At 70.7% G+C, this 19,981-nt stretch carries 16 protein-coding genes; 8 read left to right on the forward strand and 8 right to left on the reverse strand.

Annotation, left to right across the window (positions count from 1 at the left end; all coding sequences use genetic code 11):
• Positions 1 to 12 precede the first annotated feature (12 nt).
• Positions 13 to 624, forward strand: coding sequence for an HD domain-containing protein (locus tag AB0I22_RS02565; RefSeq protein WP_363128763.1), 612 nt, complete (start codon positions 13 to 15; stop codon positions 622 to 624).
• Positions 625 to 732: 108 nt separating this feature from the next.
• On the opposite strand, the gene AB0I22_RS02570 is transcribed toward AB0I22_RS02565, so the two are convergent.
• A complete protein-coding gene (locus AB0I22_RS02570; RefSeq protein WP_363128764.1) occupies positions 733 to 1,491 on the reverse strand; it encodes a MerR family transcriptional regulator in 759 nt (252 codons plus the stop codon).
• A gap of 327 nt (positions 1,492 to 1,818) precedes the next feature.
• Here AB0I22_RS02570 and AB0I22_RS02575 point away from each other — a divergent pair, with 327 nt between their 5' ends.
• The 4 genes from AB0I22_RS02575 (at position 1,819) to AB0I22_RS02590 (ending at position 8,814) form a co-directional block, all read left to right on the forward strand.
• The gene (locus AB0I22_RS02575) at positions 1,819 to 2,775 is read left to right on the forward strand and encodes a hypothetical protein (RefSeq protein ID WP_363128765.1); all 957 of its coding nucleotides are present in this window, start codon (positions 1,819 to 1,821) and stop codon (positions 2,773 to 2,775) included.
• A gap of 239 nt (positions 2,776 to 3,014) precedes the next feature.
• Positions 3,015 to 4,466, forward strand: a complete 1,452-nt coding sequence (locus tag AB0I22_RS02580) for an amino acid permease (RefSeq protein WP_363129084.1) — start codon at positions 3,015 to 3,017, stop codon at positions 4,464 to 4,466.
• A 95-nt stretch (positions 4,467 to 4,561) separates the two neighbouring features.
• A complete protein-coding gene (locus AB0I22_RS02585) occupies positions 4,562 to 5,449 on the forward strand; it encodes a GNAT family N-acetyltransferase (RefSeq protein WP_363128766.1) in 888 nt (295 codons plus the stop codon).
• A gap of 233 nt (positions 5,450 to 5,682) precedes the next feature.
• Positions 5,683 to 8,814, forward strand: a complete 3,132-nt coding sequence (locus tag AB0I22_RS02590) for a BTAD domain-containing putative transcriptional regulator (protein WP_363129085.1) — start codon at positions 5,683 to 5,685, stop codon at positions 8,812 to 8,814.
• Between the two features lie 490 nt (positions 8,815 to 9,304).
• Here the strand turns inward: AB0I22_RS02590 and AB0I22_RS02595 are convergent, their stop codons facing one another.
• The gene (locus AB0I22_RS02595) at positions 9,305 to 10,687 is read right to left on the reverse strand and encodes a carboxylesterase family protein (protein WP_363128767.1); all 1,383 of its coding nucleotides are present in this window, start codon (positions 10,685 to 10,687) and stop codon (positions 9,305 to 9,307) included.
• Between the two features lie 132 nt (positions 10,688 to 10,819).
• On the opposite strand from AB0I22_RS02595, the gene AB0I22_RS02600 reads away from it, so the two are divergent.
• Complete coding sequence (locus AB0I22_RS02600) at positions 10,820 to 11,857, forward strand: AsnC family transcriptional regulator (RefSeq protein ID WP_363128768.1); 1,038 nt, start codon at positions 10,820 to 10,822, stop codon at positions 11,855 to 11,857.
• Here AB0I22_RS02600 and AB0I22_RS02605 read toward each other — a convergent pair.
• From AB0I22_RS02605 to AB0I22_RS02620, 4 genes are all read right to left on the reverse strand, one after another.
• Entirely contained in the window at positions 11,826 to 13,124 is a 1,299-nt protein-coding gene (locus tag AB0I22_RS02605) for a sigma-70 family RNA polymerase sigma factor (RefSeq protein ID WP_363128769.1), read from the reverse strand. The genes AB0I22_RS02600 and AB0I22_RS02605 overlap by 32 nt on opposite strands.
• A 126-nt stretch (positions 13,125 to 13,250) precedes the next feature.
• Positions 13,251 to 13,667 (reverse strand): YciI family protein, encoded by a 417-nt coding sequence (locus AB0I22_RS02610; RefSeq protein ID WP_363128770.1) that lies wholly within the window; start codon positions 13,665 to 13,667, stop codon positions 13,251 to 13,253.
• Positions 13,668 to 13,816: 149 nt separating this feature from the next.
• A complete protein-coding gene (locus AB0I22_RS02615; RefSeq protein ID WP_363128771.1) occupies positions 13,817 to 14,527 on the reverse strand; it encodes an amino acid transporter in 711 nt (236 codons plus the stop codon).
• 166 nt (positions 14,528 to 14,693) lie between these two features.
• Entirely contained in the window at positions 14,694 to 15,248 is a 555-nt protein-coding gene (locus tag AB0I22_RS02620) for a helix-turn-helix domain-containing protein (RefSeq protein WP_363128772.1), read from the reverse strand.
• Between the two features lie 292 nt (positions 15,249 to 15,540).
• On the opposite strand from AB0I22_RS02620, the gene AB0I22_RS02625 reads away from it, so the two are divergent.
• The gene (locus AB0I22_RS02625) at positions 15,541 to 17,151 is read left to right on the forward strand and encodes an MFS transporter (RefSeq protein ID WP_363129086.1); all 1,611 of its coding nucleotides are present in this window, start codon (positions 15,541 to 15,543) and stop codon (positions 17,149 to 17,151) included.
• Here the strand turns inward: AB0I22_RS02625 and AB0I22_RS02630 are convergent.
• Positions 17,058 to 17,600 (reverse strand): GNAT family N-acetyltransferase, encoded by a 543-nt coding sequence (locus tag AB0I22_RS02630; RefSeq protein WP_363128773.1) that lies wholly within the window; start codon positions 17,598 to 17,600, stop codon positions 17,058 to 17,060. The two genes, AB0I22_RS02625 and AB0I22_RS02630, sit on opposite strands and share 94 nt — an antisense overlap.
• 282 nt (positions 17,601 to 17,882) lie before the next feature.
• A complete protein-coding gene (locus tag AB0I22_RS02635) occupies positions 17,883 to 19,292 on the reverse strand; it encodes a carotenoid oxygenase family protein (RefSeq protein WP_363128774.1) in 1,410 nt (469 codons plus the stop codon).
• A 179-nt stretch (positions 19,293 to 19,471) separates the two neighbouring features.
• Between AB0I22_RS02635 and AB0I22_RS02640 the strand changes: the two genes are divergently transcribed.
• Positions 19,472 to 19,981, forward strand: a complete 510-nt coding sequence (locus AB0I22_RS02640; protein WP_363128775.1) for an ATP-binding protein — start codon at positions 19,472 to 19,474, stop codon at positions 19,979 to 19,981.

A 19,981-nucleotide genomic window follows, 5' to 3' on the forward strand; every position in this document is an offset into this window, starting at 1 on the left:
AGGAGTCCGACGGTGGCTGAAGATCTGTCCGCGGTGGCGCGCTTCCTGTACGAAGCGGGGACTCTGAAGCAGACGAAGCGCACCGGCTGGTGGATGGCCGGCGTACGCGATCCGGAGTCGGTGGCGGAGCACTCCTGGCGCACCGCGCTGCTGGCGACGGTCATCGCGAGACTCGAAGGGGCCGACCCCGCGCGGGCTGCCTGCCTCGCGGTGTGGCACGACTCGCAGGAGACGCGGACCGGCGACGTGAACCACCTCGGAAAGAAGTACGCCGCCGGGGCCGATCCGGAGGCGGTCACGGCCGACCAGGTCGCCGGCATGCCCAAGACGCTTGCCGCGACCGTGCGGGAACTCATCGCCGAGTACGAGGGCAAGGAGTCCGCCGAGGCGGTCTGCGCTCGGGACGCCGACAAGCTGGAGTGCATGATCCAGGGCATCGAGTACAGGGCCCAGGGCTATGGGAACGCACAGCGTTGGATCGACAACAGCCGCGGCCGGCTCACCACGAAGTCGGCCGCCGAGCTCGCCGACGCGGTGCTGGCGACCGGGTCCCTGGACTGGTTGCGCACAGCACTCGGAGAGAAGCAGGTCGGAGAGGAACAGGGCGGAGAGGAGCAGGACTGACGCCGGGCCGGCCCCCGGCCCCTGGTGACCGCGGTGAAGGCCGCGGCCCCGGCCGGCGAGGCCGCGGCCGCCGTGTACGAGCACGGCCGCGGCCGGTCAAGGGGCCTGTCAGCTCAGCCGCTCCTCCGCGTACACCGCCATCGCCGCGCACTGGTACTCGGCGAGGCCGGCGGCGATCTTGTCGTAGTTCGCGCGCATCCGGGGGTCGTCGACGTAGACCCGGCCGAGGCCGTTGTAGGCCTCGGCGTTCGGGGTCCAGTAGCGGCAGACGTCCTGGTAGTGGGCGTGTATCTCGGCCTGGACGGCGGGGTGGGCGGCCGGGGCGCCGGTGGCCATGAGGTCGGCCAGGCGGATCATCTGGGCCGTCACCTCGCGCTGCCACTGTTCCTTGTCCGCGTCGGTCATCGAGCCGATGGCCGCTCGGGATTCCTCCCAGGCGGCCGGCCAGCGCTCGCGCACTTCGGCGTCGTAGGGGTCGGGCTCGAAGCCCTCGAACAGGTTCTCCGGCCTGTTGATCTTTGTCATGCCGTTGTTCTCGCTTCCCTCCAGTTCGGCGATGGTGCGCGCGACCGTGCGGCTGAGCGTCTCCAGCCGGTCCCGTTCGGCGAGCAGCCGCTGATGGTGCTCGCGGAGTACGGTCACCCGGTCGGTCCGGCTGTCCAGGACCGCGCGGATCTCGCGCAGCCCGACGCCCAACTCCCGCATCAGCAGGATCTGTTGCAACCGCAGCAGATCGGCTTCCTCGTAGTGGCGGAGCCCGTTGCTCCCGGTCCACGCCGGTGGCAGCAGGCCGATCTCGTCGTAGTGCCGCAGCGTCCGGGACGTCACCCCGGACATCCGGGTCACGTCCGCGATCGACCAGGCCATGCCACGCCTCCCATCACCGGGCCGGTCGTTCCGGCCCTGAGAACGACCGTAGAAGTTGACGCCGCGTCAACCGCAAGCCGGAACGCTCCCCTCCGCCACCCCGGCTTGGCATATGCCAAATGCATGGACAAACCCTCGGGGCGCGGATAACCGGAAGAAACCCTAAACGGTGTGGAATCAGATATTCCAGGCGACTGGTTTCGATACGCCTTAGCGATGAGTAGGGTATGGCCCGCTGCTGGTGGATCTTGCGAAAAGATCCGATTGAATTCAGTACGGACGGGACGTACGCGTGACTGGTGCCGTCTTCGGGATCGGGAGGGGATCGTGGCTGTTGACGCGTTCGAGGGGCAGTACGTGTGGCGTCCGGCGGCCGATGATCGTCAGTTGGCACGGGCTTGCATGGATGTGCGGACAGGACGCTATCTGAGTGCGCACGAAGCGCTGAAGGACGCGCGCGGCGCATTCGACCTGCGGGCCCACCGCTCCCTGGTACTCGCTTCCGAGGCGGCGGACTCGGATCTGGCCGAGCGGTGGTTAGCGGAGGAACCGGGCGCGGAAGCGGCGCTGTTGTGGGCGCGGGTCGCGATGCTCCGCGCCCTGCGGATGGCCGACGCGCACGACCGGCGGCAGGGGGCGCTCGTACGGATAGCGCAGACGGCCTGCGAACGGGCGGCCGAGCTGCTGCCCGAGGACCCCACGCCCTGGGTGATACAGCTGGCGCTCGCCCGGCTCCAGAAGGCGCGCGACCCCGCTCCGCAGGGGCTGCTGACCGCGCCGCCCGGGCCCTGGTACCTCTTCGCGCACATTCTGCGGCTCGACCCCTGGAACCGGGAGGCGCACCATCGCTTCCTGGCGTACTTCTTCACCCGCAACGGCGGGTCCGCGAGCGCGCGCTGGGACGTCGCCTCCTTCCTGAGCCAGCGCGCCCCCGCCGCCTCCGCGCTGCGCCTGCTGCCCCTGGTGGCGCTGGTCGAGGACTACGACCCCCACGCGCTGCTGGCCGACCGGACCTGGGAGCAGCCGCAGTGGCGCGCGACCGCCATGGGCATTTACCACAGCTGGTTTCCGCAGGTGGCCCAGTACCAATTCACACCGGTACTGGACCTGGCCTATCTGGCGCACGCGCTCTACATGGCCAAGTGCGAATTCGAGGCGCGCGAGGTCTTCACGGCCATGGGCCCGTACGCGTCCCGGATGCCCTGGAGCGCATTCGGCGAACCGGAGGAGCAACTGACCAAGGCGAGACGCTCGTGCGGACTTCCCGTGCCGGGAGCCGCCTGATTCGAGACTTTCCGACGCCCGATGTGAAGCATTCTTCCGTCGACTTGTTCGCAGAACGCCCACGGTAAAAATCTCGGGCCTTCCAGGGCATTTTTCAGATTTCTCCCGCCCCCCGCTCCCTCTATAGAGACTCTATAAGAAAGGCCACGGTTGTGTCCGAGCGCACGTCCCTGTCCCGCTCGAAATCACGTCATGAACCGGCCGTCGACGCCCTCGACGACGATGCCACCCTGCACGCCATGGGGTATCCGAGAAAACTCACCCGGAGATTCCGGGCCTTCGACAACTTCGCGATATCCTTCACCATCATCAACATCATTTCCGGGATCTTCTCCTCCTTCGGTTTCGGGATGAACGCCGGCGGTCCGTCGATTCTCGTCTTCGGCTGGATCGGCGTCTCCGTCATGGTGCTGTTCGTCGGCGCCTCGATGGGCGAGATCGCCTCCGCCTACCCGACCAGCGGCGCCCTCTACTTCTCCGCCGGCAAGCTCGCCAAGCGGCACCGCGGCGCCTGGTCCTGGTACACGGGCTGGCTCAACTTCGTCGGGCAGGTCGGCGGAACGGCCGCCACCAACTTCGCCGCCGCCACCTTCATCCAGGCGTTCATCTCGATGCAGTGGCCCTCCTACCAGGCCACGGCCCAGCACACGGTCGCCATCACCGCGGTGATCCTGCTGATCCAGGCGCTGGCCAACACATACACCGTGCAGCTGGTCGCCGTGCTGAACCGGATCTCCGTGTGGTGGCTCCTCGTCGGCATGGTGATCATCGTGCTCACCCTCGTCGTGATCCCCACGCACCACCAGCCCGCCTCGTTCGTGACCCATTTCGCCAACAACACGGGATTCACCAGCGGGCTGTACGGCGGAATGCTGGGACTGCTCGTCACCAGCTGGACCTTCACGGGATTCGACGGCAGTTTCCATATGTCCGAGGAAACGGTGCAGGCCACCGTCAACGCGCCCAAGGGCATCATGCGCGCGATCGCCTACTCCGCGATCGCCGGACTCATCCTCATGCTCGCCCTCATCTACGCGATCCGCGATTACGCGCACGAAGCGAGCGCCACCGCGCCGCCGGTGCAGATTCTCATCGACGCGCTCGGCGTGGGCACCGCCAAGCTGCTGCTGCTCATCGTGATCGGCGCCATGCTCTTCTGCGGACTGGCCAACATGACCAGCAATACCCGGCAGATCTTCGCCTTCTCCCGGGACGGCGCGATGCCGGGCTCCCGTTGGTGGCATTCCGTGTCGCCCCGAACACGCACGCCCGTCAAGGCGGTATGGCTCGCCGCCGCCTGCCCGCTGGTGCTGGTCATACCCGGCTGGTGGTCGCACACCGCGTTCACGGCCATTGTGAGCGTCAATGTCGTGGGGCTCTTCCTCGCCTACGGCGTGCCGATTTTCCTTCGGCTCCGGCTGAACGACTTCCAGCCCGGCCCCTGGAATCTGGGCCGCTACGGCAAGCTCGTCGCGGGCGTCGCCGTGACCTGGATCGTGATCAGCAATGTGCTGTTCATGCTGCCGCAGGCTTCGCCGATCACCCCCTCCTCCTTCAACTACGCGCCGATCGCGCTCGCGGCGGTGCTGCTGATCGCCACGGTGTGGTGGTTCGCCACCGCCCGCCGGCGGTTCCAGGGGCCGGTCAGCTACGGCAGCCCGGACGAAGTGGCCGCCATGGACCTGATCTGAACTGACCTGACCTGACCTGACTTCATCTGATCCGATCAGACGCACCTGACCTACCTGACTGTCCATCAGCCACAACGAAGGGAACCACCGAAGACATGCACCCCCTCGGCGAACTCACCGTCAGCACCGCTTCCCTGGACGAATGGCACCAGGTGGAGGAGTGGGCCGCCGAGGAGGGGTGGAACCCCGGCCGCGGCGACACGGCCGCCTTCCACCCGATCGACCCCGCGGGCTTCTTCGTCGGCCGCCTGGAACCCGGCGCCGCACCCATATCGGCGATATCGGTCGCCAACTACTCGGACCAGTACGCGTTCCTGGGCTACTACATGGTCCAGCCCGACCACCGCGGGCAGGGCCTGGGCCTGGCCACCTGGCGCGCGGCCTTCCAGCACGCCGGCACGCGGACGGTCGGCCTGGACGCGGTCCCCGCCCAGCAGGCCACGTACAAGCGGGCCGGGTTCGAGGCCGTCTACGACACCATCCGCTACACGGGCCGCCCGCGCACGGGAGGCGGCTCCGCCCGTAGCGGCGCCTCAGCCGCACCCGGCACATCAACCACCTCCGTCACCGCGGATCACCTCGACGCCCTCGCGGCGTACGACCGGCAGTGCTTCCCCGCCGACCGCCGCGCCTTCCTCGTCCGCTGGCTGACGGCCGACGGTCATATCGCGCGCGTACACCTGCGCGACGGGCACATTGCCGGATACGGAGTGATACGTCCCGCCCGCGACGGCCACCGCATCGGCCCGCTCTTCGCCGACACCCGCGAGGCCGCCGAGGCGCTCTTCGACAGCCTCACCGCCGGTCTCGGGCCGGAAGAAACGGTTGCCCTCGACATCCCCGAACCGCAGCGCGCCGCCCATGACCTCGCCGCGGCGCGCGGGCTGGCGCCCAGCTCGCACACGGTGCGTATGTACGCCGGGCCCGCGCCGTCGGTCGGGACAGCACGTACGTACGGCGTCACGAGCCTCGAACTGGGCTGAACGCGGGCCGCGCACGGGGCGTTTCGGCCAAGAAAATGGATCAAGCAGTGGCGTCTGGTTGCCATTGTTGAAGGTGTGCCATTCTTTGGTAAAAGGAGAGCGGAGCGGACCCGGCGAAGGGAACGCTGGTGGATTTCGAAGTTCTCGTCCTGGGCCCAGTCGACCTGCGGATAGCCGGCCGCCATGACGGCCTGGGCTCCGCCAAGGGCCGTACGCTCCTCGCGGCCTTGGCCGTGGACGCGGGTCGGCCGGTTCCGCTCGACACACTGGTCCACCGGCTGTGGGACCACCGCCCGCCGGCCCGGCCGCGCGCCAGTCTGCACGCGTACGCGTGCAAGCTCCGGCGCCGGTTCCGCGACGCCGACGGCCGCAATCACCTGATCCAGCAGGCCCACGCGTACGCGCTCGACATCGACCCGGACAGCGTGGACTGCCACCGCTACCGGCGGCTGACCGCACAGGCGCGCAGCGTCGCGGACGACGGCGACGACGCTCAGGCGCTGGCCCTCTTCCAGCAGGCGGAGACCCTGTGGCGAGGCGAACCGCTCGCGGGCCTCACGGGCCTGTGGGCCGACAGCGTCCGCGCGAGCCTGGAGGAGCGGCGTCTCGCGGCGATCCTGAACCGCGCCGCGGTCGAACTCCGCATGGGCCGCTTCGCCGACCTCGTGGGCGACTTGTCGATACTGCTGGAGCAGCATCCCACCGACGAGACCTTGGTTGGCATGCTCATGGCTGCGCACTATGGCTGCGGCCGCCAGGCCGACGCGCTACGTACGTACGAGGCCACCCGCCGCCGCCTCAGCGAGGAACTGGGCGCCGACCCTGGCGAGCCCCTCCGCCGCATCTACCACCTCATCCTGAACCAGGCCCCGGTCCGCGAACTCCTCACCCCGCACGCCCCGGCCCCCGCGACGGCCACGCCCGGGACCGCCGCCCCACCCACCAACCTGCCGACGCACGCGGAACTGGTGGGTCGGGAGGCGGAGTTACGGACCATCGTGGACTCGGCGTCCGGGGCCCCCTCCGGGGGCACATCCAGGGGCACGTCGGGGAGCACGTCCAGGGGTGGGCCCAAGGGCATGGCCGGGACCGGTGGCACTGTCATCGCATTGCAGGCTATTTCGGGTATGGCCGGAGTCGGCAAGTCGCTCCTGGCCTTCCATGCCGCGCGGCGGCTGAGCCCGCACTACCCAGAGGGCCTGATCCACCTCGATCTACGCGCCCACTCCCCCAACGGGCAGCCGCTGACGCCCACCGCCGCGCTCACCGGACTCCTGCGGCTCTTCGGGGTGGAATCGGCCGGAACGCCGCGCGGCCTGGACGAACTCACCTCCCGCTGGCGCACCTTGCTGAGTTCGCGGCGCGCCGTGATCATCCTGGACGACGCCGCCGGCCCGGCCCAGCTCCGCCCGCTCCTGCCCGCCGGCTCGTCCTCGCTGATCATCATCACCAGCCGTCGCCGACTCGCGGGCATACCGGGGGTCCGCCCGGTCTTCCTGGACCTGCTGCCGCACGATGACGCCATCGCGCTGTTCACGGAACTGGTCGGAACCGAACGCACCTCGCGTCACGAGGAAGTGGCCGAAATAGTGCGCTTATGCGGCCACTTACCGCTCGCCATCGAATTGGCCGCAGGCAGGTTGATCTCCCGCCCGTCGTGGACCACGAACCACCTGCTACAACGGCTCTCGCGCAGCCGGGGCAGACTCGATGAAATCCGGGACGTACATACCGACATAGCCCGAGTGTTCGAGTTGTCCTACAATGCTCTGACCAATGACGAACGAACGGTCTTCCGCCTTCTCGGACTCCGGCTCGGGCCCACATTCGACGTCTACGCCACCGCCGCTCTCACCGGCCTGCCGCTCGGCAGAACCGAGCGGATCATAGAGAGCCTCCTCGACGCACACCTCCTCCAGGAACCCACAGCGGACAGGTTCACCGCGCACGACCTGCTGAGCGAATACAGCCTCATGCTGGCCAGCCAAGACCCGCAGGAAGAGCGTGATTTGGTACGGGCGAGACTGATCACCTACTACCTCGCCGCGGCGGATCGAGCCGACCGAATTATCAATCCGCGCCGCCCGAAGATCGACATTCATCATGCCTTCCCCTCGGACCAACTGCCGTCGTGGCAAGGGGTTTCAGAGGCAAAGTCGTGGCTGTCGGCGGAGCACAGCGCCTTGATCGCGGCCGAGGAGCACGCGCGCTCCCACGGAAACCCGCGCCAGGCAGCCCAGTTCAGCCATGTACTGGCAGCCTTCCTGGACTCTGACGGGTATTGGGCCGAGGGCCAGGTCATTCACCAGCACGCCGCTCTGCACTGGCGCGCGACAGGCGCGCCGCAGGCCGAGGCCAGAGCCCTGACCGACCTGGCCACCACCCACGCCCACGCCGGCCGCTACGCCCAGGCGGCGTCCGCGTGCGAACGCGCGCTGGACCTGGCCCGCGCCATCGGCGACACCAATACGGTGGTGGACGCACTCCAGCAGTTGGCCGTGCTGCACTGGTACCGCGGCCAATCGCTTCTGATGCTCTCGGTGGCGCGCGAAGCCCTGAGGATCAGCGTGCGTTCGGCGGACCGCTGGAACGAGGCGCGCAGCCGAAACAACACGGGTATCGCGCAACTGCACTTGGGGCACCCAGCCGAAGCATTGCAGGACTTCCAGGAGTCACTTGCCCTGTTTCGTGACGAAAACGACGTCAGAGGGCAGCTTCAAGCCCTCAACAATAGCGCGGAGGTCCAGCTCCACATCGGAGAACGCGAATCAGCAAGGGAATCTTTCACGCAATCGCTCGCCATCGCCCTTGAATCCGGAAGTCGCGCCGAGCAGGGAATTGCTCAACTGAATCTCGCGAACTCTTTTCGCCTACCGGAAGAGCTGAGCGAAGCCTTATCCGGATACCAGTCCGCGCTCCTTTGCTTCCGCAACCTAGGCGACCGTCGCAACGAAACGATCACAGAGATTGGGATCGGCGACGCCCTGCACGAATCCGGTCGGTACGAAGAGTCCGCGAACCATCACCGGAACGCCCTGGAATTGGCGCGCAGCATCGGCGCGAGCCTGGAAGAAGGACAGTCGCTGCGAGGTCTGGGAGCGGCGGAGCGCCGCCTCGGCCACGCGGCTGCCGCCGCTGATCACCTCACGGCCGCCCTGAAGATCGCCTGCGAGATCCACTCCCCTGAGGACGAAGCCAGGGCGTGTGCGGAGCTCGCCGAGGTACGGGCGCAGATGGGCCGACGCGAGGCCGCGCGGGCGCTGTGGCAGCGAGCGCGCCGCCGCTTCGAAGGGCTGGACGCGTCCGAGTGCGCGCGGCTGGACCGCCGGATCGAGGAGTTCGAGCGGGAGGCCCCTGCGGCCTGATCCTCAGCCGCAGGTCAGCAGGGCGAAAATGCCCCTACGGCTACCGCTTGACCGTTTTGCACCCCACCTTTGTGCTGCAACTTCCCTTTATATTTGCAGAGCCCTCTCCTGGCTGATTAGCATCCTGCGTGTCCTACCCGAGGATGCACCCCAGTAGAGAACAAAAGGTACACGTGGATGCAACTCCAGTCCCGCCGGCTGTTGAATATCGGATCGTCTCGCCAGTCGGACATTCCGAGAACTCCTCAGCTCTTCACGCCGACCCTCAAAATGGTGCCCCGTACAACGGTTCGATAAGCATCATAGTCAAGGGCCGCGACCCCCGGCCCCAGGCACCCGAGGCAAGCGTCTGCATGCCATCCGAGCAGCCGGATGAATCCTCGTCGGCAGGCCGTGGGAACCGCACCACGCCGCCCCTGACGAAATAGAAACTTAGCAACAGCCGCGGAACGGGCCGCCAATTCCTTGGCGGCCCGTTCTGCGCGCCCCGCTAACCGAACCGCTTCACCTCTCCCCCACCCCCCGCCCCGTAAGCCGCCCAAGGCTCCAAGCCCTCGCCGTTCGGGGAGCCCGTGGCGGCGAAGGCCGCGAAGGCGGAGGCGAAGGAGGCGGAGAGGGCGTGGTCGGCCGGGGTCGGTTGGCCGAGCATGGGGCTGTCGGCAAAGGCCGTGAACGTACCGAAAAGGAACGGGAGTTCAGCGCAGTGGGTCGCGCCCAGGTCCGAGCCGCCCGGCGCCTCGCGGTCGAATTGGTAGACGTAGGCCGGGGTGCCCTGCGCGGCGCGGTCCGCGGCGATTTTCAGGGTGATGCCGCGCATCATGCGTTCTGTCAGCGTCTGCGCGAGTTCGCCGGCTCCGACGAAGGCCGTCATCTCGTCCTTCACCGTGCCGATCAGCAGCCGGGTGTCCTCCAGCCCCCCGTCCGCGACCGCCTGCGGCAGCGGGCGTGACGGCATGCCGGCTCCGCCGAGCACCGGGTAGAGGGGCGGGCCGATGCGGCCCGGTACGGCGAGTTCGGCGGAGAGTTGGGCGTATGCGGCGAGGAGGCGTTCGACGGGGAGTTCGCGGAGGGCGTCGCCGGGGTTGGGGGCGCTTTCCACGCCGAGGAGGCGGACCAGCGCCGCCGTGTGTGCGGTCGCCTCGTCCGGGTCCTGCGGGTCCATGCCCCACGGGCCGCTCTGGGCGATCACGCCGCGGATCAGCGGGCGGGTCTCGGGTACGAGCGCGAGGGCAAGCGACGAGTACGCGCCCGCCGACTGGCCGCCGACCGTGATCGCATCCGGGTCGCCGCCGAACGCCTCGGCGTTGGCGTGCACCCAGCGCAGCGCCGCCGCCTGGTCGCGCATGCCCACGTTGTCGGAGTCGGACTCCGGCAAGTGGAGGTAACCCAGCGGACCCAGGCGGTAGTTGGCCGTTACGACCACGATGTCGCCCAGGGCTGCCAGCCGCGCGCCCTCGTACCAGTCCCAGCCGCCCGATCCCGAGGTGAAGCCGCCGCCGTGGAACCACAGCAGCACCGGGCGGCGGCCCCGCCCCGACTCGTTCAACAGCCCCGCCGGGGTCCATACGTTGAGGTTGAGGGATTCCGCCTCCGCCCAGTTCGGGGTGCGGCGGCCCATCACCGCCTCAAGCCTCGACGCGTTCTGCGGCACGGACGGGCCCGGGCGCGCCGCATCCCGGGGCTCGGACCAGCCCTCGTGCGGCCGCGGCGGCGCGAAGCGGAGCTTCCCCACCGGCGACGCCGCGTACGGGATGCCGCGGAAGGCCGCCACCGCGCCTTCCGTCACTCCGCGCACCTGCCCCCGGCCCGTGGTCACGACCGGTCGCCGCTCCCCGTCCGCAGTCGCGCCGTCCGGCACCGCGCTGTCCGCCATCCTCGTCACCTCTCCTGTGCGTTTGCCGTACCGGTCTCGCGACCGGGCACGAGATCGTTCTACGGCCTCTGGTCGATTGTGGCCACGATTCTCTGCTCTGTAGAAGAAATACGGACATGGAAACGGCCTACCATGCCGAATGTGCGCCACTCCCTCGACGAGACAGACCGTCTGATCACCGCCGTCCTCCTCGCCTCGCCCCGCGCCTCCTGGCGCACCGTGGGCGCGTGCCTGGGCGTCTCCGAGCGCACCGTCGTGCGCAGGGCCGCGCCGCTGTTCCACGACGGCACCCTGCGGGCGACCGCGGTGCGCAGCCCTGCCCGCTTCGCCGGTCTGGTCCCGATGGCCCTGCGCATCCGCTGCCGCCCCCAGCGCATCCGCGCGGTCGCGGCCACGCTGGCGCGGCGGCACGACACGGTGTGGGTGGACATCATGGGCGGCGGCGACGAGATCTGCACGATCGCGTTCCTGGAGGGGCCCGACGCCCGTAACGCGCTGCTGCTGCGCGATCTGCCCGCCACCGCCGCCGTGGACTCGTGGACCGCGCACAGTCTGATGCGCGTCCATCCGGCGTCGCTGCGTTGGACGGCCGGGCTGCTGACCGCGGAGCAGCTCGCCTTCCTCGCCCCCGCCGCCGTGCCGGAACCCCCGCGCGGCCTCGCGCCCGTAACCGCCGTCGACGACGCGCTCGTCGAGGCGCTGGCGGCGGACGGCCGGGCCACGTACGGGGAGTTGGGGCATCGCGCGGGTGTCTCCGCGCTCACCGCGCGCCGCCGGCTCGACGCGCTCGTACGCGACGGGTCCGTACGGCCGGCCACCGAGGTGGATCTCGCGTTGCTGGGCGTTCACGCCGAGGCGCTGCTGTGGATCACGGTGACGCCCGGCGGCCTGGAGGCGACGGCGCGGGCGCTGAGCGATCACCCGCAGGTCCGGTTCGCGGCGGCCACCACCGGGCAGGCCAATCTGCTGGTCGCGGTGGCCGCGGCCGACCTCGACGCGCTCTATTCCTTCCTCACCGGCACGGTCGGCACAGCCGGTGCGGTCAGTACAACTGCAACAGTCGGCGCGGTCGGCGCGTTGGAGCGGATCAGCGGCATCGAGACGGTCCCGATCCTGGCGACCGTCAAGCGGACCGGGATCATCCGGCGTTCCCAGCACTCAACCTGGTAGCGCGCGCCTGGAGGTAGCGGCGTTCGGGCAGGCTGGCGGTGCGCCGCGCGGCCGACTGGTACGCGGTCCGCGCCGCTTCGAGGTCGCCCGCCCGTTCCAGCAGGTGGGCGCGGACCGCGTCGAGGCGGTGGTGGCCCGCCAGCCGGGCGTCGGCGTCCAGGGTCGCGAGCAGGCCGAGCCCGGCCCTCGGGCCGTGGACCATCGCCAGCGCGACGGCACGGTTGAGCGTGACCATGGGGCCCGGCGCGAGGCGTTCGAGGAGTTCGTAGAGTGCGAGGATCTGCGGCCAGTCGGTGTCCTCGGACCGTTCCGCCTCGTCGTGGAGCGCGGCGATCGCCGCCTGGAGCTGGTACGGGCCCGGCGGCGTACGGGACGAGAGAGCCCGCCCGACCAGCGCTGTTCCCTCGTCGATGGCCTCGCGGTCCCACCTGCCGCGGTCCTGTTCGGCGAGCGGCACGAGGTCGCCGTCCGGGCGGGTGCGGGCGGGGCGACGGGCGTCGACGAGCAGCATGAGGGCCAGCAGCGCCGCCACCTCGCCGTCCTCCGGCAGGAGTCTGTGGACGGCGCGGGTGAGCCGGATGGCCTCGCCGGACAGCTCGGCCCGTTGCAGGCTGCTGCCGGAGGTGGCCGTGTACCCCTCGTTGAACAGCAGGTACAGCGTCGTCAGGACGGCGGCCAGGCGCTCTTGGCGTTCCGGGTGGTCGGAGTGGCCAGGGCCGCCGGAGTGACCAGGGTCGCCGGAGTGGCCAAAAGGAGCATCGCCGAAAGGAACGCCGGAGGACTTGATGCGCTTCTTCGCCCGGCTGATCCGCTGCGCCATCGTCGCCTCGGGTACGAGGTGGGCGCAGGCGATCTCCGCGGTGGTCAGGCCCGCTACGGCGCGCAGGGTGAGCGCGATCTGGGCGGCCGGGGTCAGTTCGGGGTGGCAGCACAGGAAGAGCAACGCCAGCGTGTCGTCCTCGGACGGCGCGCGCCCCTCGCCGGGCGGGGGCGCGCTGAACTCGTCGCGCGGCGTCAGAGCGGCGGCGTTCTCCTCACGGCGACGGCGGGCCTCTTCGCCGCGCAGCTCGTCGGTCAGGCGGCGGGAGGCGACGCGGATCAGCCAGCCGCGCGGGTTGTCCGGCCTGCCCTGACCGGGCCACTGGACGGCGGCGGCGAGCAGTGCCTCCTGCACCGCGTCCTCGGCCGCGTCGAAGTGCCCGTACCGCCGCACGAGCGCGCCGAGGACCTGCGGCGCCAGACTGCGCAGCAGGTCCTCGTCCCCCATGACGTCACCGCTCACGGCGGCCCGGCCCCGACGCCGGCGGAGACGCCGTCACCGCCGGCGCCCCACACATTCCGGCCTCCCACACGTTCCGGCCCTCCCCGGCGGCACCCTCGACGCCTCCGGCCCTCACATCTCGTCCCCACCGATCTCTCCGATCGGCCGCACCACCACCGGGTAGTTCGGCGCGCCCTCCGGCATGGGGCAGGCGTACGCGCGGGCCGCGATCTCGGTGGCGCGCTCGATGTTCTCGACGTCGACCACCCAGTACCCGCAGAGGACCTCCTTGGCCTCCCCGTACGGCCCGTCCGAGACGACGGGCGTGCCGTCCTTCGCCGCGGTGACGAGCTTGGCCTGGGAGGGCTCGGTGAGGCCCTGCGCGTCGACCAGTTCGCCCGACTCGGCCAGGTTGTCGTTGATCGCCTGCATGTGGCCGTACATCGCCTGGATGTCCTTCTCCGTCCACGCCGGTTCGCCGGGGGCCGGGGAGCCGCTCATGGCGTCGTAGTCGGACTGCTTGCCGAGCAGCATGATCAGGTACTTCATCGTCCTCACCGTTTCTCTCGCACCGACGCCCGGTGGGCGCCTCGTACCGGCACCCGGTGGGCGCCTCTCACAGGAGACGTCGGAGCGGCCGGGCCGTTCTCGACACCTCGCCGCCGGTGTTTTCGCGCCACCCGAAAGGCCCACCGGGCTCACCCATTGGGCGACGGCTCCAACCGCCGCGACCAGGGATGACGCCCGTACGTACGCTCCAGAGCGGCCGCCAGCCAGCACCGCCCCCCAGCGGAGAGGACCGGCAGCGCCGCGGCGAAATCCTCCTCGTCCTTCGGGCGGGGGTCCCTCGCCTTGTAGTACAGCTGCACCTCGGGCGCCAGATACGGAACGGACTCGGGCGTCAGCGCGCCGAGCGCCTCGACGGGGCGGCGCACCCGGCTGTCGCGGTGCGAGATCCACTCCGTGCCCGTGCCGTCGCTCTCGTCGAGCATGATCTGAATGCGCCAGGGCTCGGCGGGGCCGGGGCGGCACCAGATGTCGTGGACGTGGTCCGGCAGGATCTCGCCCGCCGCCCAGGGCCGGAGGGAGCCGGGCGGGTCGGCCGCCCACCACTGCCAGCCGCGCAGCGCGCGCTGCGCGGCGAGCTGGTCGCGGCGCAGCAGCAGGACGTCGATGTCGCCGTGATCCCGGAAGGCGCGGCCGACGGCGAGTTCGATGGCGTACCCGCCGGCGATCCACCACGGCGCTCCGCGCGCGGGCCGGGACGAGCCCGCGCCCCCGGCCGGGCCTGCGGTCCCAGCCGAGCCCGCGGTCCCGGCCGAGCTCGCGGTCCCGGCCGAGAAGAGGGCGGTCACTTCGGGCAGGGGCGCGGGTTCCCAGCGCCCCCATGGCGTATCGGTACCTGTCATGCCGACATCCTCGGGTACGAGCGGCCGTTGGCCGCTGGTTCGCCCGTACAGGCCCGGATGCGGCCGGACACAGGCCCCGCGACGCCTGCGCGGCGTCGCGTCGCGTGGCGTGGCGGGAGAGCGGGACAGTGCGTTCCGGGGGCGAGTGCGTCCGGGGCGCGGTCGCTCACCGTCCGTGGGCGGCGACCGCCTGTTCCGCGGCCGCGCGTACGTCGTAGTCGGCGCGGGCCGACGCGATCTCGGCCTGGTGCCGCTCGGTCCAGGTGACGAGGGACTGGATGGTGGCGTGCAGGGTCGCGCCGAGCGGCGTGAGGGCGTAGTCCACGCGCGGCGGCACCACGGGGTGGACGGTGCGGCGTACGAGCCCGTCGCGCTCCAGTTGACGCAGCGTCACCGTCAGCATGCGCTGGCTGATGCCGTCGACCTCGCGGCGCAGTTCCGTGAAGCGCAGCGAGCGGCGGTCCAGGAGGGCGATGACCAGCAGGGACCACTTGCCCGCGATGCGGTCGAGGATCTGGCGGACCTCGCAGTCCTCCCTGGTGTCCCACTGCCGGGCGTCCCACTCGCAGACCTCGTCGGTGCACTGATCGGGATCGCCGCAGCCGTCGGGTTCGCCGCGTTCGCCAGGGTCGCCGCACTGCCCAAGGGCGTCCTCGGTACCCGCAGGTGCGTCCTCGGTACCCGCGAGGTCAGTCGGTGACTTTGAAGTGCCTTCTTCCACAGTGGGCCATGGTTCCCCAGGATGGGGCTGGTTACAAGAGAGAACCGACTTCCTCGGAGGCCCCGCCACGGCCCGTCGCGGCCGTCGCAGCCCTGCCCCGCCGCAGCCCTGCCTCGCCACAGCCATGCCCCGGCGAACCGCCCCGCTCCAAAGTCCCCATCCGCCCCCGAGGTCCCCACCCATCCCGAGGAGCCGACCCGTGCCCACCCCCTCCCCCGAACCGCCCGACTCGACGGAACCGGGCCCCGGGCCAGAACCGGGACCCGGACCGGAACCCGGCGGCGACGCCCTCATCAGCGGCCGCGCCCGCGCCGTGCTGCTCGTGCTCTGCGGCGCGATCTTCCTTGAGGGCGCCGACCTGGCGATGATGAACGTCGCCCTGCCGTCCATCCGCGCCGATCTGGGCCTGTCCACCGGTTCCCTCCAGTGGGTGATGAGCGGGTACGTACTCGGCTACGGCGGCTTCATCCTGCTCGGCGGGCGCACGGCGGATCTGCTCGGGCGGCGGCGGATGTTCCTGCTCTGGCTCACCGTGTTCCTGGCCTTCTCCGGGCTGGGCGGCCTCGCGAGCGACGGCTGGATGCTCCTCGTGGCCCGCTTCGTGACGGGTGTGGCCGCAGCCTTCACCGTGCCCGCGGGGCTGTCGATCATCACCACGATGTTCCCCGAGGGCCCGCGCCGGGCCAAGGCGCTGCTGATCTACGCGGGGACGTCGGCGGGCGGCTTCTCGCTCGGGCTGGTCGTGGGCGGGCTGCTGACCTCGATCGGCTGGCGGTGGGTGTTCTTCGCCCCCGTCGCCTTCGCCGCCGCGATACTCCTCGCCGCCCTGCGCCTCATCCCGCACGAGCCCCGCACCGGGCCGGGCCCCGCGGGTCCGGGGGCCGTACGCGGCTTCGACCTGCCCGGCGCGGTGAGCGTGACGGGGGCGATGCTCCTGATCGTCTTCGCCGTGGTGCGGCTGGAGCACGGCGCCGAGGAACTGGGCCGCACGCTCGGCGCGTTCGCCGCGGGCCTCGCGCTGCTGGGGGTGTTCGTGATCGTCGAAAGGCGGTCGGCGGCGCCGCTGGTACGGCTCGGGGTGCTCCGGTCGGGTCCGCTGATCCGGGCGAATGTGGGCGCGATGATGTTCGTCGGTTCGTTCTTCGGCTTTCAGCTTCTCGCCGTCCTCTACCTCCAGGAGCAGCGCGGCTGGTCGGCGATGCGTACGAGCCTGGCCCTGCTGCCGCTCGGTGTGGACGCCGTGCTGGCGCCGACGCTCACGCCGCTGCTGGTGCGGCGGTTCGGGAATGTGCGAGTGATCCTCGGGGGGCTGGTGCTCGCCATCGCGGCGTACGCGCTGTTCCTCCCGCTCGGCGCGGACTGGTCGTACGCGCTGATGGCTCCGGCCTTCCTGCTGATCGGGCTCGCCTTCGCGCTGAGCTACGGACCGCTCACCATCGCGGCCACGGAAAGCGTCCCGAGATCCGAACAGGGGCTCGCGGGCGGCCTGTTGTACACCTCGACGCAGTTCGGCGCGGCGCTCGGACTCTCGGTGGCCTCCACCGTCGACGTCGCCTTCACGGGCCCCGGCCACACCCCCGGCGCCGCGCTGGAGGGGCTGCGGGCGGCACTGGTCGTACCGGTCGTCACAGCCGTGATCGGCGCACTCGTCACAGCCACGGGCCTGCGGCGGCGTACGCGCAGGCCCGGGCCGGTCGCCGGAGGCGGAACCGGCACGGGCATCGGCACCAGCACCAGCAGTTACGCCGCCACCAAAACCGAAACCGAATGCTGTGGCGGATCCGGATCCGCCACAGGATGCTGCCGAGACTACGAACCCAAATCCCGTCTCCACGCCTCTAGCTCGGGTCTTCTTCCGCCCGGCGAAAGCTCCCCGAACTTCGTCCATCCCCAGGACCGGTAGGCCGTACGGGCCGGGATGTTCGACGGCTCGACCAGTACGGTCACCAGTTGGGCGGTGCTACGGGCGAGCAGTTGCTCCTGGAGGCGGGTGGCGACGCCGTTGCGGCGGAACGCGGGGAGGACCATGAGTTCGGCGACGGCGAAGACCCGGCCGAGCGCGGTGAGTTCCTCGATCTCGTGCGAGACGCCGCCCCGGAAGCCCTTCCAGAACTCGCCGTCGCGGTCGGGCGGGAAGCCGTAGACGCAGCCGGCCAGGCCCGCGCCACCGGCGATGATCATGTCGAAGCCGGGCCGCTGGACGTGTTCCTCGAACCGGTCGAGGAACGCCCGCCGGTCGTGGAACTCCTGCCCCATCGCCCCGCGGTACGCCGCCGCGTACAAATCCGCGACTGCCTCCCGCTGTTGATCGGCCTGCCAGCGCGTCAGGCGCCGCAAGAAGACCTCGCTCATACGTTCCTCCCCGCCCGCGGCCCGCTCCCGGCCCGCCCGTACCGCCGACCCCCGGTCGCCGCCGGGGCACCACAGGCCACCGACATGGTGTCAGCGCAAGGGCGTTGGGGAAAGCACGCCCCCGCACCCGAACCCGGCCCTGAACCCGGCCCTGAACCTGGGCCTGACCCCGGACTTGAGCCCGGACCCGAATCCGGACCTGGACCCCGAACCCCGGCCCAGGCCCGTATGCACACCGCGGCAGGCCGCGCCCGGCCCGCTCAGCCCGTCATCGCCCCGCCATCACCCCGCGTCCGGCAGCCAGTTGCCGTGGAAGCCGATCGGCACCCGTACGGGCAGGTGCACCCGCGCCACCGGGTCGCCCGTGATGTCCTGCGCGGCGAGTACGACGAGGTCGGTCGCGCCGCGCGCCGGGTCGAAGACGTACGACAGGAGCCAGCCGTCGTCCTCGGCGGAGTCCGGGCTCGCGGGCACGAAGACGGCCTCGCCGCAGTCCTCCCCCGGCGCACTCCGGCGGATCTCGCTGGTGCCGCGCTCCAGGTCGTACTTGACCAGCCCCGCGCCCACCTGGCCGCCCGCGGCCGGCGCCCCCTGATCGGTGAGGTGCCGGCGGGCGCCGTCGCCCGCGTAGCCGTCCTCCGGGGCCAGGACGCCGTAGCCGTACCGGTGCGGCGCCGTGTGCCGGCGCGGGTCGACCCGCGGGAACTCCATCGGCCGGTCGTCGAGCCGCTCGCGCGCCACGGACCCGGCGGCGAGGTCGACGGTCCACCGTTCCAGCAGCGGCGGGGACTCGTCGGGGCCCGTGCCGCCCTTGCCGAAGAGCCGGTCGTAGCGGCAGAGGCGGACGGTGATGCGGCCGTCCTGCTCGTAGGCGTTCATGGGGTGGAAGACGAAGCAGGGGTCGACCTCCAGCCAGCGCACGTCCGCCGCGCCGCCGTCGCGCGGCAGCACGCCCAGCCGGGGCTGCCGCTCGGGGTCCCAGACGTAGGGGACGCCGGTGCCGTCGGCCGCGGCCTGGGTGCTGAAGACGACGGGCAGGTCGTAGAGGAGCACGTAGGAAGCCGTGAGCGAGAAGTCGTGCATCATCGGCCGTCCGTCGACGGGTATGTCCACCGAGCGCCGTACCCGCCCATCCGCGCCGACGACGATGTACGTCACGTACGGGTACGCCCAGCAGTACGCCACCGCGTGCAGCTCGCCGTTGGCCGGGTCGATGACGGTGTGCGCGGCGAAGCCGCCCCGGAGGGTGCCGCCGAAGTCGTGCGGGCCGATGGTGTTCAGTTCGCCGTCGAGTTCGTACGGCAGCGGGCCGCCCTCGACCGTGGCGAGATAGCGGCCGGCGAAGCGGGTGATGTGCGTGTTGGGCGATGCGTCCATGTCGAGGTGGCGGGGGCCGTGCGGCATCTTCTCCCCCAGCCGCAGGGCCACCGCGTCGCTGCGGACCCAGCGGTTGCGGTACCACTCGGCCCGGCCGCCGCGCAGCCGCACGCCGTGCACCATGCCTGTGCCGGTGAACCAGTGGTGGGTGGCCGGGTCGTCCACGACCATCGGGTTGGGGCCGTTGCGGAGGTACCGTCCGTTCAGGGCATCGGGTATGCGCCCGCTGACCGGCAGCCCGCGGGCGGTGACCTCCTCGCTCACCGGGGCGTACAGGCCGTTCAAATACGGGTTTCCGGGGTCCGTACGATCCATCGTGACCGCCTCCTCCGCAGCTCCCCTCCACCGTCCAGCGAATCCGCGGTTCCGTCGAGTGCGCGCTCCGCATACCCTCGTGCTCCGGAGTGCTCATGAGCCGCTGATCGCTGGGTAAGCGTTTCTCGGGTGAGAATCCCTAGAACGAGATTTCGGCGGAAGAAAAGAGGCGGCGGCACATGGTGGTCATGGAGTCCCAGCAGTCCGACGCCGCTGGGGCCCGTCTTGCCGCAGCGGAGTTTCTGGCCAGCGACTGCCCGTGGGCCGACCGGGACGCGGTGATGCTGGTCGTCTCGGAGCTGGTCACGAACGCCATCCGGCACACCTCGGGCTGGTGGCGGCTGTGCCTGGAGGCCTGCCAGGGCCGGCTGGTGCTGGAGATCGACGACTCCAGCCCCGCCCCGCCCGTACCGCGCACCCCGGACCTCGGCGGGGGCGGCGGGCTCGGCTGGCACATGGTGCAGCGGCTGGCGACCTGTCTCGAAGTGAATCCGCACGCGGCGGGCAAGACGGTACGGGCGACCTGGCTGCGGCCCGCGGGGACGGGGATACCGCAGCCGGCGGACGGCTTCCGGGAAGACGGGCTCCGGGGAGACAGGTTCCGTGAAGACGGGCTCCGGGGAGACGGCATCCGGGAAGACGGCATCCGGAAGTCGGAGGAGCGGGCCGTCCAGCCGCTCAACCAGTGA

This window comes from Streptomyces sp. NPDC050610 (assembly GCF_040654875.1).
Taxonomy (GTDB): domain Bacteria; phylum Actinomycetota; class Actinomycetes; order Streptomycetales; family Streptomycetaceae; genus Streptomyces.

What these genes read in the sequence shown, in the direction of transcription:
- AB0I22_RS02570 (WP_363128764.1), bottom strand. Translation starts at nt 1,491, where the DNA reads ATGGCCTGGTCGATCGCGGACGTGACCCGGATGTCCGGGGTGACGTCC.
- AB0I22_RS02580 (WP_363129084.1), top strand. Translation starts at nt 3,015, where the DNA reads ATGGGGTATCCGAGAAAACTCACCCGGAGATTCCGGGCCTTCGACAAC.
- AB0I22_RS02585 (WP_363128766.1), top strand. Translation starts at nt 4,562, where the DNA reads ATGCACCCCCTCGGCGAACTCACCGTCAGCACCGCTTCCCTGGACGAA.
- AB0I22_RS02595 (WP_363128767.1), bottom strand. Translation starts at nt 10,687, where the DNA reads ATGGCGGACAGCGCGGTGCCGGACGGCGCGACTGCGGACGGGGAGCGG.
- AB0I22_RS02600 (WP_363128768.1), top strand. Translation starts at nt 10,820, where the DNA reads ATGCCGAATGTGCGCCACTCCCTCGACGAGACAGACCGTCTGATCACC.
- AB0I22_RS02605 (WP_363128769.1), bottom strand. Translation starts at nt 13,124, where the DNA reads ATGGGGGACGAGGACCTGCTGCGCAGTCTGGCGCCGCAGGTCCTCGGC.
- AB0I22_RS02610 (WP_363128770.1), bottom strand. Translation starts at nt 13,667, where the DNA reads ATGAAGTACCTGATCATGCTGCTCGGCAAGCAGTCCGACTACGACGCC.
- AB0I22_RS02615 (WP_363128771.1), bottom strand. Translation starts at nt 14,527, where the DNA reads ATGACAGGTACCGATACGCCATGGGGGCGCTGGGAACCCGCGCCCCTG.
- AB0I22_RS02630 (WP_363128773.1), bottom strand. Translation starts at nt 17,600, where the DNA reads ATGAGCGAGGTCTTCTTGCGGCGCCTGACGCGCTGGCAGGCCGATCAA.
- AB0I22_RS02635 (WP_363128774.1), bottom strand. Translation starts at nt 19,292, where the DNA reads ATGGATCGTACGGACCCCGGAAACCCGTATTTGAACGGCCTGTACGCC.
- AB0I22_RS02640 (WP_363128775.1), top strand. Translation starts at nt 19,472, where the DNA reads ATGGTGGTCATGGAGTCCCAGCAGTCCGACGCCGCTGGGGCCCGTCTT.